The sequence below is a fragment of the Endozoicomonas sp. OPT23 genome, assembly GCF_009653635.1.
Lineage (GTDB): Bacteria > Pseudomonadota > Gammaproteobacteria > Pseudomonadales > Endozoicomonadaceae > Endozoicomonas_A.
This window is the reverse complement of record NZ_PPFD01000003.1, coordinates 238317-250595: the sequence shown is the minus strand read 5'-3', so window position 1 is coordinate 250595 and position 12279 is coordinate 238317. Positions and strand designations below refer to the sequence as shown.

Sequence of the window (12279 nt, the reverse complement as noted above, 5' to 3'; positions counted from 1 at the left end):
TCAGGCCGTTTTAATCTGGGGTGATGAAAAACCATTGTCAGCCTGATCTGCTGTCCGGTTTTCGATAATGCGTTGGTAGTATTGAGCAAATTGTCGGGCTGCAACTTTCCAGCAGAAGGTTTCCAGAATACGGGTTCTGCCTTTCTGTCCCAGTTCGGTAATCAGTTCCGGATTACTGAGCAGATGACCGATAGCGTCAGCCAAAGCCTTGCTGTTACCAGCAGGAACGACGATACCAGCGTCACCGACCACTTCTGGCAGTGCGCCACCATCAGAGGAAACCATGGCACAGCCGCAGGACATGGCTTCGCCTGCAGGCAGGCCGAATCCTTCATAAAGAGAAGGCGATACAGCAATGGATGCTTCGGCGTAATGCTCTACCATTTCCTGAGTTGATATGCCTGACACGAACTTAACGGAAACCTCAAGACCCAGTTCTTTTAGTTGAATCTCTGTCTGACCGCCCTCTTTGAGCTTGCCAACAACCAGCAGTTCCATCTCCGGATATTTTGGCTTCAGTTGAGCAATGGCTTCGAGAAGAAACTTCAGGCCCTTCAGTGGCTGGTCGGCAGAAGCTGTGGTCATCAACCGGAAAGGCTTACGACTGATCTCTGGTAATGGTTTGAACTCATCGGTATCGATACCGTTAAATACCAGCTCAATGTCTTGTTCAGAGCGATCAAAAGCTTCGGAAATATCTTTTCGGGATTGTTCAGAAACGGTGACGATATTGGAAAGTTTCTGAACGACTTCTTTCTGCATCCCCAGAAACGAATACCAGCGTTTGGTCAGCAGTCTCATGCCCCAGTCAGGGCAGGCATCCAGCGCCAGTTGTCGGTCACGAGTAATAGGATGATGAACTGTCGCCACAACAGGCGTACCCTGTTTCTCGATATCCAGAAGGCCATAACCAAGGCACTGGTTGTCGTGAATAATGTCGTAGTGATGGGGTGTTTTCTTCAGGTATTTTGCCACTCTGCGGGCAAAGGTATAGGGCTCGGCAAAGCCGCCAGTAGCCATGGACCACCATTCATAGAAATCAGACCATGACTTCAGATGTTTTGGTCTCAAGGCTTTTATATGACTTTCTTCGTTGAACAAATCCAGGCTTGGCATTTCAATCAGCCGAACTCGTGCATCCAGCTCCGGATAGGGAGGGCCGGATATAACATCAACAGTGTGACCGGCTTCAACCAGAGCCTTGCTGAGATACTTGAGATAAATTCCCTGACCGCCGACGTATGGATGGCTGCGATAACCCAGAAGACAGATGTTCAATGGCTTTGAAGCAGAGCTTTGTGAAGCATAGCTCTCTGAAACACGGCTGTTTGAGGCGGAGCCAATAGCATCAGGGATTGTTACTGTTAGGTTGTTAGGTGCTTTTTCTTGTATGGACATGCTGTTACTGAAACCTGTCAGTCAACCTGATTCTCTCCCAATGGGAGCTTTATCCCTGTTTATACTTCTGGCCATGACTTCCTGAGGCCAGTAGGAAAAAAGAAAATAACACATAATGTTACAAATTAAGACATTGAATTTTTACGTCAGAGGTGGCTTAACAAGGAGGCATCAATAAAGATAGATCGATCAATGCTACGAAAAGGGATGGAATAATGGCAAAGGAAACTGCTGAACTCAGGCTGGCAGCAACACTGGTTCTGGTTCAAGATTCGGAGCAGGGGCCAGAAGTTCTTTTGCTGAAGCGTAACCCCGAGAGTAGCTTTCTTCCTGCCCACTGGGTTTTTCCTGGTGGAGCTGTAGAAGAAAAGGATGGTCTGACTGACGAAGCCGTTTCTGATGATGTCTTCAGAAAATGCGCTGTTCGAGAAACGTTTGAAGAATGCGGCGTGGAAGTTCGTGAGACAGCTTTGGTGCTTTTGTCTCGCTGGATTGCCCCAGCAATTACGCCCAAACGATTTGATACCACATTTTATCTGGCATCATCTAAAGGTGATGATGTTGCGATAGATGGCAGTGAGATCGTTGACCATCAATGGTTGCCAGCAGCTAAGGCTATAGAGTCGCACCATAATGGCACGATAAAAATAATGCCGCCGACGCTGGTGACTCTGACTCAAATCAGTCGTTTTGAGAGCGTTAACAACCTTTTGGCCTGGGCTGACAACAGACCTTTACAGTTATTTGAACCTCGTGCAGTGATGAAAGACAATGTCATGATTATGCTTTATGAAGGTGATTCAGGTTATCAATCTGGTAATACGGAAGCAGACGGGCCTAAACACCGTTGTCAGCTGTCAGAGCAATGTTGGAATTATGAGTGCTGAATTAATAGAGGAAGAGTCTTATTTGATAGCGAATTTTTTTGAAGTAGCGGATAAATAAAGGTCTATATTGTGGCGCTACACATATTAAATAAGAGCTCGATCCATGCACCGCTTTTTGGCCAGATACATAAAACAGTGTGTGATTTTATTTTCCCTGCTGATGGCTTTTATTCAGACAGCGAATGTAATAGCGAATCAAGATTCTATAAAAGATGTTTGCATTGTTGGGGCGGGAGCTTCAGGAATGTATTCCGCGTTTAAACTAAAGCAGAGAGGTTACAGTGTTGCCGTTCTGGAGAAAGCACCTCGAGTAGGAGGAAATACAAACACTTACTATAGAAAAGGCAACAAATATCAGCCTCTTGGTGAACGTTATTTAACAAATAAGCCTTTCGTGGAAGAGCTTTCCCGTCAGCTTGAGATACCCATGCAGGCACTTCCTGAAAAAACATTAAATACGATTTATGTGGATTTCAGTAGAGGCTTGGTAATGGAAAATAGTAAGCCCTCCTGGAGTGAATGGTGGTCTCCAGGCGGAAATTATAAGAGCAGTCTTGCCAGGTTTGAAAGTCTGTTCTCCCTAGGCGTTAATTTACCTGAAGCTCTTCTTGAAGATTTACTCCTCAATACAGGTGATTACCTGGAAAATAATGGTCTGGATGTATCTTTTGCAATACCGTTGCATCACCTGAACGGGTTCGGAAATATAGAGCAGCTGCCAGCACTTTATTTACTGAGTAACCTTTCAGTTGCAGAGATAGAATCGATAAATTCGAAGAAATGTTTAGTACCTGAAGGTGGGATGGATGCCATTTATAAAAAAATAAAAAATCACCTTGGTGAAGAAAACTTTCACACTAATACGAGTTTAAAAAAATCAAACCGGATTCAATTATCGAGAAACGGTGGTATTGGTAGCAGGATAGATATAGAGGCTATAAAAATTGATAAGAAAGTAAACTTCAGTTGTAAAAAACTGGTTGTTTCGATTCCTCCTATTCTGAGTAATTTAAAGTGGCTTGCATTGGACGAGGTAGAGCGGGATCTATTCGCGCAATTTCAAAGCCATGACTATTGGACAGTGATATTAAAAATCTTTTGGCTGGGTGCTGATGAAGAACTTGTTAATTTAAATATGGTTTCTGGAGTCAATGCTGTAAAAATCCCTGGGATCTACAAGGTTCAGCCTACACAATTTAAAAATGAGTTTAGTATTACTTTTGGCGCGACAAATGGTATGTCCAGAGGGTCTGTTGAAAAACAGATAAGGCATGACATTGAAAGCCTTAACTTTGGTGAAGAGCGCACTAGCATGACGGTGGTTCATCACGAAAGATCTGTTAACCACAGCCCTTATGGCTTAACAGTCAGTACAGAAGCGATAAGAAATGGTTTTTATTCCCACCTTAATCACTTGCAGGGACGAAACAGTACTTACTATGTTGGAGCAGCGATTGCCGGTTCTCACAATACGGTTGATGTATGGGAGCATGCAGACAGTGTTATTAACAGGTATTTTCCCGTCAGAAGTCATTCTGACTAGCAGTATTATTTCTGGCTGTTTGAAAGGCTGAGTGCAGCCATAACATAACGACAGCACTCTTTTAATCAATATCGGTCAGCCGCCACCGGCATTCATCCAGTCCAGAGTCGCCTGAACACCTTCAGTGACCACACGGTTCACCGTTTCATCTGTCATTACAGCCTTGTACCAGGTAGCAGTCTTTGGCCCCAGCTTCAATTCACGACCAAATACAGGGAAAAGAATTTCTGCCAGGGCAATGGTTGGTGGAAACGCACAATCGGCATAACCGATTTCACTAGCAATCATAAACGGCTGTGGTTCGAAGAGTTCTTCCAGCTTTTGCAGGCGTTCTTCGAACTTGTCCAGATGAGCGTTCAGCTCAGCTTCGTCTTGTGTCGCCGGATCCATATGAGCAAAGGTTCTGCGCAGATGCGGTTCCAGCCACAGGTCATGGTAACGAGCCAGAAAACGATGCTTTGCCCGCTCAAGGGCTGTGCCTCTGAGCATTGGCTTTTCAGGGTGCAGCTCTTCGATGTATTCCATGATGACATCGGATTCAGACAAGTACTCTTCCTCAACCCGAATCGCCGGAATCGTACCCAGTGGTACCAGCTGCATATATTCCGGAGTACTGTAACCTCCGGGAGGTGGCGCTGCAGTGTAGTCGATCCCTTTCAGTTCCAGCAGCAGGCGAACCTTGCTGCTGTAAGTGCTTACAGGTAGGGAAAATAATTCCATGCACTGCTCCGCTAGTATTCTGTTGAGTTGTCCGGCATTTCGCTATGCCGCTTTATGTAGCACAATGATGCCAACTTATTGATTTTTCAAGTGCAATTCATCAATCTGCACTGATCCACTGTAAGCGCACAGGCATACGAAACCATAAGCTGCTTGCCCATCTACGGTGGGCAAGCAGCCATTTAATATTCGATTGCGTGTGTCTACACACTCATCTATACGACGCAATTCATCAGTTGGTTTAGGTTATGTCTGAAAAAAATTATTCCTATTGGCTGAAGCAGTCCGAGCAACTGGCATTTGCACGACAGGCTTACATTAATGGTCAGTACTGTGATGCCTTGTCCGGTGAAACCATGGAGGTTATCTCGCCTCGGGATGGCAAGGTACTGACATCTATTGCCTCCTGTGATGAAGCGGATATTGATCTGGCGGTGAAAGCTGCAAGAGGCGCCTTTGAAGCCGGTGCCTGGTCAAACCAGAGCCCAAAGCAGCGCAAAAAAGTACTGCTGAAGTTTGCACAATTAATCGAACAACACAGTGATGAGCTAGCAGTAACTGAGTCTCTGGATATGGGGATGACCATCAGTGACAGTTCAACCATGAACCTGCCCGGTTCGGTGGAATGTGTCAGCTGGTACGCTGAACTGGTCGATAAACTGTACGACGAGATTGCTCCAACTCATCCAAATTCTGTGACTCGTATTCATCGTGTTCCGCTGGGTGTTGTAGCTGCCATCGTGCCCTGGAACTACCCGCTGATGATTGCCTGCTGGAAATTAGCTCCGGCACTGGCCGCGGGTAATTCTGTAGTGCTGAAACCTTCAGAACAGTCCTCGTTGACTGCCTTGAGAATTGCCGCACTGGCCACTGAAGCAGGTATTCCTGATGGTGTGTTCAATGTGGTTCCCGGCTACGGACATACAGCAGGTAAAGCGCTCGGTTTGCATATGGATGTGGATGCACTGGCCTTTACTGGTTCCACCCGTGTTGGTGGTTTGTATATGCAGTACGCAGGGCAGTCCAATCTGAAAAGAGTGTCACTGGAGTGCGGCGGCAAAACACCGAATATTGTTCTGGCTGATGCGCCCGATCTTGATAAAGCGGCTGACGGCATCGTGATCGGAGCTTTCTCTAATCAGGGGCAGATTTGTAACGCGGGTTCACGCTTGATTGTCGAGAGCTCAATAAAAGATGCCTTGATGGTAAAAGTGTTGGAAAGAGTTGCTAGCCTTCGTCAGGGAGACCCGCTTGATCCTGAAACAGAGATCGGGCCACTGGTGGATGCCAGCCACCTGAACAATGTCGCTCAATATATTGATCTGGGTAAAGAGCAGGGGGCAAGGTTGGTAACCGGTGGCACTAAGGCAGAGCCATTCCCGGATAAATTGACGGGTAACTGTTATCTGGAACCCACCATCTTTACCGAAGTTTCAGCAGAGATGGCTATCGCTAAAGAAGAAATCTTTGGTCCTGTCCTGTCAGTGATTACAGTAGATGATCTTGATCAGGCAATTGAAGTAGCCAATAGTACGGTTTACGGTTTGGGGGCGGCTATCTGGACCAGCAACTTACTGAAAATGGAAAAGGCAGCAAAGGCTATTCAGGCTGGCGTGATCTGGGTTAACAGCCATGACCATGGTGACATTTCTTCGCCAGTAGGTGGCTTTAAACAATCAGGTTTTGGCCGTGATAAGTCAGCTCATGCTTTTGACAAGTACACAGAGTTTAAAGCCGTATGGATTAACCTGGTTTAGGCTGTTTGAGATTTGCCCGTTATACGCGGGCAAATGCTTAATATATGTGTAATTCAGCGCTTTCTGTCAGAGCTTATTGATACAGCTTTAATAATAGAAAAGCCGCCATTCCCAGAAACACGACCAGCAATGTCCGTTTGATAAACAGAGCAAGCAGCAGAGTCAGGACACCTGCTACCAGAAACGGGTCGGTCAGGTCGGTTGTCAGGGTTCTGTTTTCCTGCATGAAAACAATCGGTACCCACATGGCGGTTAAAACAGCTGGTGCCGCATATTTCAGAGCCTTTTCGATGGGTTCAGGCAACTTCAGTTCAAAGGAGTGAGCAAAAAACGCATAGCGACATGAGAAGGTAATCACTGCCATTCCGATCAATGCTGGCCATATATGACTCATGATTCATTTCCCCATTGCTCCGTGATGTAGCCGGCAGTCATTCCTGCAAAGGCGGCAATCATAAGGCTGTTGCCAATGCTCAGAAGATTGCAGCCAATAATCGTAAGACCACTGACTACTACCGACATCAAAACAGGCTTACTTTTAATTGCTGGAATAACCAGAGCGATAAAAGTTGCAGCAATGGCAAATTCCAACCCCAGAGAATCAAGATTCGGAATGCTTGCCCCGGCAACAATGCCAACCAGTGTTGAGACATTCCAGATCACACCAAAACCAATACCGGCCACCAATGCATAGAGTGGGCTGAAGTAACCGTGCTCCTCTCTGAAAGCGTGTGCCACAGCAAACATTTCATCGGTCAGGACAAAGGCGAGGGGAGCGCGCCAGCGCAAGGGCAGTTTTCTGATTTCATGCTTGAGCACCGCAGAATAAAGAAGGTGCCTTGAGCTGATCACTGCCGTGGTGGTAAACAGCGACACGATTGAACCACCTGCAGAGATAATACTGACACCTGCCAGTTGAGCTGCACCGGCAAAAACAATCAGGGACATAAATTGAGCCTGTAAAGGTGTAAGCCCGGCTTCTATCGCCAGAGAACCGCAGAGCATTCCCCAGGGAATGACAGCCAGTGACAACGGCATAACATCAAAGATGGCCTTAACCACCAGTTGCCGGTCAGGAATGCGGACAACATCCTGGTTAAGGTTTATGGAGTTCATGGTTACCACGTAGATATTTTTATTCTGACTTATAGGCGTTGATAAGTACCCAGACATACGAATTCATAAGCTGTTTTCCCGCCTGCGGCCGGCAAACAGTAATTTAATATTCGATGGCATGGGTCTACACACTTATGGGGCCAAGTCGCCAGTTTTTCAATGACTGCCTGCTGTACGGGTCTAGTACATAGGTCTAATACAGGCAATAATTTCTAGCATAAAAACAAATGAGTACTAAGTTTCGTTTTATGGTGAGAGCAGGGATCAAAAAGGTGATTTTTTATAAGGAAGGAGCGCCATAAACTTCAGGTACTCGTAGATGTTGAGACTAAAGATATGTTCGCTGCTTGCTTTGACTCTCTGTATCAGCGTCTTTGCATCAGATGACTACCCTAAGAACGACGCAATTCTGGGGCCTTGCTATGTGTATGCATCACAGCCACTGATACGCTGTGCTCAGCCCTATACTTCAAATACCCTTCCCGTATTTAACTCGGATAACTGCTACCTGGGTTCACACTACCTTTTTCATAATCGTTTACCGGAACATGCCCGAAATGACCTAGCTATCAATATCTGCAGTTCTGGTTGCTCCCCTGGATTGATAGCTGACGGAAGAGCCAGTAAAAGAGCTTTATTGATCAATTCACGGCAGGTCGCCATTGAAGACAGTGAGGAAAACTTTGGTCGACACTCACAGTTTGTGGGGGTGGGAAACAGAGATACTGTTATTGAAGAAGTCGATACCTTTGTTTATAACCTTTACGTCAATGTTGCCTATGACGAAATAGGGTTTACTCTGTTTCCAGTGTTTGGTACCCGTTTCCCGAATAATGAGGAACCTTTCACTGATAAGCATTCCTACCTCTCTGCAATAGCTGATGATCGCCAGAACTATACGAGCATGATATTAGATGCTGTATCTCAACCCGGTGAGATGAGGGAAATCGAACTGCAGCTTGCCCAGCACGCATACTACTATGACAGGCTCGTCTCGGTGTTACACGGAAAACAGCTCGATGCGGCCTTGTCGAATCCGGAAAGCGTAATGGCACTACTGTTACCCTGCGCGCTCGGGGCTTCAGGTTCTGGCTCTGTTTCTGCTGAAGTGGCCAGTAGCGGTTCCGACTCATCATCCGGTTTTCAGCCCTGCCCCGATATTGTTCTGGGGGACTATTCTGGTTCAGGTAGCGCTTCGGACAGTGCTTCAGGAAGTACAGATGAGCCATATGTAATGGTCATACCTCCACAGACTCTACTGAGCGGGCTGGATAGAAAGGAAGGTAGAGTAAGACTGGTGACGACTAAACCATTGATTGTTTCAGGTACCATGCAGCTGGAAAATCTGGTTTGGATCTTTGACAGTCAGCTACCTGCCATTATTTTGAAAGAGGGCGCTGTTCTGACATCTCATGATGTTGAGTGGGCGACCCAGGTCTTTCCTGTTGAAAAAATCAGTCAAACGACCAATAGTTTATATCTTGCCAGCCATACCAACTTTACCGGAGCGCTGACGACAGCACAGTATGAAAAATTGCCCTGTCTTGCTCTTGAAAGCTGCAATTATTCAGATATGGCAAGCCTGGGTTTAACAAATACCTATCTGGTCCATTACCAGACTAACTGCCAGAAATGTCAGATTGACAAATTGCAGGCTGGATTGATTTATGCGCCGGGTGTTGATCTGTTTGCTTGTACTGCTCCTCCTGCAGCAAATCTGGCTAATACATTATTTCTTGAGACGCCATACTCTAACTCGACCTATTTCTATACCGATGGTATGGCCTCGGAGCCAGAAAACGACACGGTTCCTCAAACAGATCCTTGTCCTGTATCGATCACAACATCACTGGCTAATCTGGTTACTACGTTGACCCAGTCTTATAGTCAGTCAACAGCTTCATCTTTCATAGCAAAGTCGTCTGTTTCTGCTTCGGTTTACTCGAACAGCAGGAGCCTTTCAAGCACTACTCTTCAAATAAAGGGAACAACTCTCGTTGTTATTGTGACTGATACTGAAGGTGTGCCCGGATCGACACAAACGGAACCTGAACCAAGTATGAAACTTGACTCACCAGATGCTGAGTATGGCTGGTTTGCTGTTATTCCTGTGGCTGTGGTCGCTACCGTAGTTGTGGTGTCTGTTGTGATAGTCGGTTGTAAATATCTGCGTGGTTCTGGAGGACAGCTGAATGTGCCTGCTGGCAGCGTGGAAATGACCGAGCTTTAAAGTAAATAAACCAAAAAAAGCCCTGCAGATTAAGAAACCTGCAGGGCTTGTCTGGCAATTAAGTAATAGACAGTGTTACTCAGCCCAAACCTGAGAGCACTTCACTGCTTTCTTCCAGCCGACATAGAGTTTGCTGCGTTTTTCTTCGGTCATTTCAGAGGTGTAAACCTTGTCGACAGAAACACGTTCTTTCAGGTCGTCCATATTGTCCCAGAAGCCTACAGCCAGACCTGCCAGATAGGCTGCGCCAGCCGCTGTGGTTTCAACAACCGCAGGGCGAACCACGTCAGTGTCGAGAATGTCGGACTGGAACTGCATCAGGAAGTTGTTCTTAACAGCGCCGCCGTCTACTCGCAGCTGAGACAGCTTGATGCCGGAATCCTGTTCCATGGCATTCAGCAGATCGCCACTCTGGTAAGCAATGGCTTCCAGTGTCGCACGAACAATATGGTTTCGATTGGAGCCACGGGTCATACCGACAATTGCGCCCCGTGCATACGGGTCCCAGTAAGGTGCGCCCAGACCCACGAAAGCAGGTACGACATAAACACCGCCAGTGTCATCTACCTTGCTGGCGAAGTACTCGGTATCCGCCGCATCGCGAACCAGACCCAACTCATCACGCAGCCACTGAACGGAAGCACCGCCCATGAAGACTGAACCTTCCAGAGCGTAAGTCACCTTGCCGTCAATGCCACAGGCAATGGTAGTCAGCAAGCCATTCTGTGATTTAACCGGCTCTTCACCGGTGTTCATCAGCAGGAAGCAACCTGTGCCGTAAGTGTTCTTGGCCATGCCTTTTTCGAAACACATCTGACCGAACAGGGCTGCCTGCTGGTCACCGGCCATACCGGCGATGGGAATACGGGTTCCGCCTTTACCGCCAATGTTGGTCTGGCCATACACTTCAGAGCTGGATTTAACTTCAGGCAACATGCTGCGTGGAATCTGCAATGCCTGCAGCATTTTTTCATCCCAGTCCAGCTTGTTGATGTCAAAAATCATAGTACGGGAAGCGTTGGTGACATCAGTAACGTGAGAACGGCCATTGGTCAGCTTCCAGGTCAGCCAGGTATCAATGGTACCGAACAGCAGCTCACCTTTGTCTGCTTTTTCACGGGCACCTTCAACATTGTCCAGAATCCATTTGATTTTGGTGCCGGAGAAGTAGGCGTCAAGAACCAGGCCGGTAGTTTCACGGATATGATCTTCCAGACCGTCACGTTTCAGTTGTTCGCAAATGTCGGTGGTACGACGACACTGCCAGACAATGGCATTGTAGATAGGACGACCGGTTTCCTTATCCCAGACGACAGTGGTTTCACGCTGGTTGGTAATACCCAATGCCGCTACTTCGTCAGAACGAATACCGGATTTAGCAAGAACTTCGGTCAGTACAGAGCTTTGTGTGCCCCAGATTTCCATTGGGTCATGCTCAACCCAGCCTGGTTGAGGATAATGCTGAGTGAACTCACGCTGGGACGAATCAACAATATCACCGCTGTGATTGAAGATGATGGCGCGGGAACTGGTAGTGCCTTGATCAAGTGCAACAATATATTTGGCTTTCATTGTACTGTTCTTTCCTTTCCTGAGGGGGGAGTGCCGTGTGTGAAAATCAGCACTCCGGAAATTTTATTGTTTGATTACTTGGCTTCAGCCAGGCGTGGTTCGCAGCCGGCTACGGAGCATTCTTTAGGCTCCATTTGCTTGCCAAGCAGGTTCAGGTAAGTCCAGCCACCGGCCAGAGCTCCCAGAACAGGCGCAACGATAGGTACCCAGAAGTAAGGATTGCTGCGACCACCGGTCAGAGCGACATCACCCCAGCCTGCGAAGAACGCAAACAGTTTAGGGCCGAAGTCACGAGCCGGGTTCATGGCAAAGCCGGTCAGAGGACCGAAGGAAGAGCCAATCACTGCAATCAGGATACCGATAGCAATTGCTGCCAGAGCGCCTTTTGGAGCGCCGTTATTCTCATCACCAATCGCCAGAATGCCAGCCATCAGTACAGCGGTGATCATGAATTCAACCATAAACGCCTGAGCATTACTCAGCAAGTGGTGCGGGTAGGTTGAAAAGATGCCGGCAGTGGCAAGGCTTGCCTCAGAACCGCGAACGATACCGTTAACGGATTCAAACTCTATGAAGAGACTGCTGTAAAGGAAGTAGACCAGAGCGGCTGCGAAGAAAGCGCCAAGCATCTGGGCAATGATGTAAGGAATAACTTTGTGTTTTTCAAACCCTTTCAGAACGAAGAGGGCGATGGTGACAGCAGGGTTAATGTGTGCCCCGGAAACACCACCAGTGACGTAAATAGCCATGGCGACCCCGAGACCCCAGACGATGGAAATCTCCCATTGTCCAAAGTCGACACCGGCTACAACCAGTGCTGCGACACAACCTGCACCAAAAAAGATCAATAATGCGGTACCGATAAATTCCGATACGCACTCCCCAAGCAATGATTGACGCATAGTACTTCTTCCCCGTTACGACAATAGCCCTGTAAATGGCAAACAGATTGTGACATTAACGAACAAAAATGAGCAACACGCACTAGTTGATTTAGATCAAGGTTTGGTTAGAAGAGGTTCGTTTGTGTTTGTTTGTGTTTGTTGTCTCAGATCA

General features: G+C 47.2%; 10 protein-coding genes. 4 read left to right on the top strand and 6 right to left on the bottom strand.

Going from position 1 to position 12279, the window contains the following annotated elements:
* Positions 1-1398: a glycosyltransferase family 4 protein gene (locus tag EOPP23_RS06930; RefSeq protein ID WP_153765241.1), complete on the bottom strand. Its 1398-nt coding sequence runs from the start codon at positions 1396-1398 to the stop codon at positions 1-3.
* Positions 1399-1613: 215 nt separating this feature from the next.
* Here EOPP23_RS06930 and EOPP23_RS06925 point away from each other — a divergent pair, with 215 nt between their 5' ends.
* On the top strand, positions 1614-2285 hold the full coding sequence (locus EOPP23_RS06925; protein ID WP_153765240.1) for an NUDIX hydrolase: 672 nt from the start codon (positions 1614-1616) through the stop codon (positions 2283-2285).
* 103 nt (positions 2286-2388) lie between these two features.
* Complete coding sequence (locus EOPP23_RS06920) at positions 2389-3828, top strand: NAD(P)/FAD-dependent oxidoreductase (protein ID WP_153765239.1); 1440 nt, start codon at positions 2389-2391, stop codon at positions 3826-3828.
* A gap of 75 nt (positions 3829-3903) precedes the next feature.
* Here the strand turns inward: EOPP23_RS06920 and EOPP23_RS06915 are convergent, their stop codons facing one another.
* The gene (locus EOPP23_RS06915) at positions 3904-4548 is read right to left on the bottom strand and encodes a glutathione S-transferase family protein (RefSeq protein ID WP_153765238.1); all 645 of its coding nucleotides are present in this window, start codon (positions 4546-4548) and stop codon (positions 3904-3906) included.
* A 248-nt stretch (positions 4549-4796) separates the two neighbouring features.
* Between EOPP23_RS06915 and EOPP23_RS06910 the strand changes: the two genes are divergently transcribed.
* On the top strand, positions 4797-6305 hold the full coding sequence (locus EOPP23_RS06910) for an aldehyde dehydrogenase (protein ID WP_153765237.1): 1509 nt from the start codon (positions 4797-4799) through the stop codon (positions 6303-6305).
* Positions 6306-6378: 73 nt separating this feature from the next.
* Here EOPP23_RS06910 and EOPP23_RS06905 read toward each other — a convergent pair whose 3' ends face one another.
* Both EOPP23_RS06905 and EOPP23_RS06900 read right to left on the bottom strand, forming a co-directional pair.
* Positions 6379-6699, bottom strand: a complete 321-nt coding sequence (locus EOPP23_RS06905; protein WP_153765236.1) for an AzlD domain-containing protein — start codon at positions 6697-6699, stop codon at positions 6379-6381.
* Positions 6696-7478, bottom strand: a complete 783-nt coding sequence (locus EOPP23_RS06900; protein ID WP_228550630.1) for an AzlC family ABC transporter permease — start codon at positions 7476-7478, stop codon at positions 6696-6698. The genes EOPP23_RS06905 and EOPP23_RS06900 overlap by 4 nt, the downstream gene beginning before the upstream one ends.
* Positions 7479-7740: 262 nt before the next feature.
* On the opposite strand from EOPP23_RS06900, the gene EOPP23_RS06895 reads away from it, so the two are divergent.
* Positions 7741-9651, top strand: a complete 1911-nt coding sequence (locus tag EOPP23_RS06895; RefSeq protein ID WP_153765235.1) for a hypothetical protein — start codon at positions 7741-7743, stop codon at positions 9649-9651.
* A gap of 75 nt (positions 9652-9726) precedes the next feature.
* On the opposite strand, the gene glpK is transcribed toward EOPP23_RS06895, so the two are convergent.
* Positions 9727-11223: a glycerol kinase GlpK gene (gene glpK / locus EOPP23_RS06890; RefSeq protein ID WP_153765234.1), complete on the bottom strand. Its 1497-nt coding sequence runs from the start codon at positions 11221-11223 to the stop codon at positions 9727-9729.
* Between the two features lie 74 nt (positions 11224-11297).
* Positions 11298-12125: an MIP/aquaporin family protein gene (locus EOPP23_RS06885; RefSeq protein ID WP_153765233.1), complete on the bottom strand. Its 828-nt coding sequence runs from the start codon at positions 12123-12125 to the stop codon at positions 11298-11300.
* Between the last annotated feature and the right edge of the window lie 154 nt (positions 12126-12279).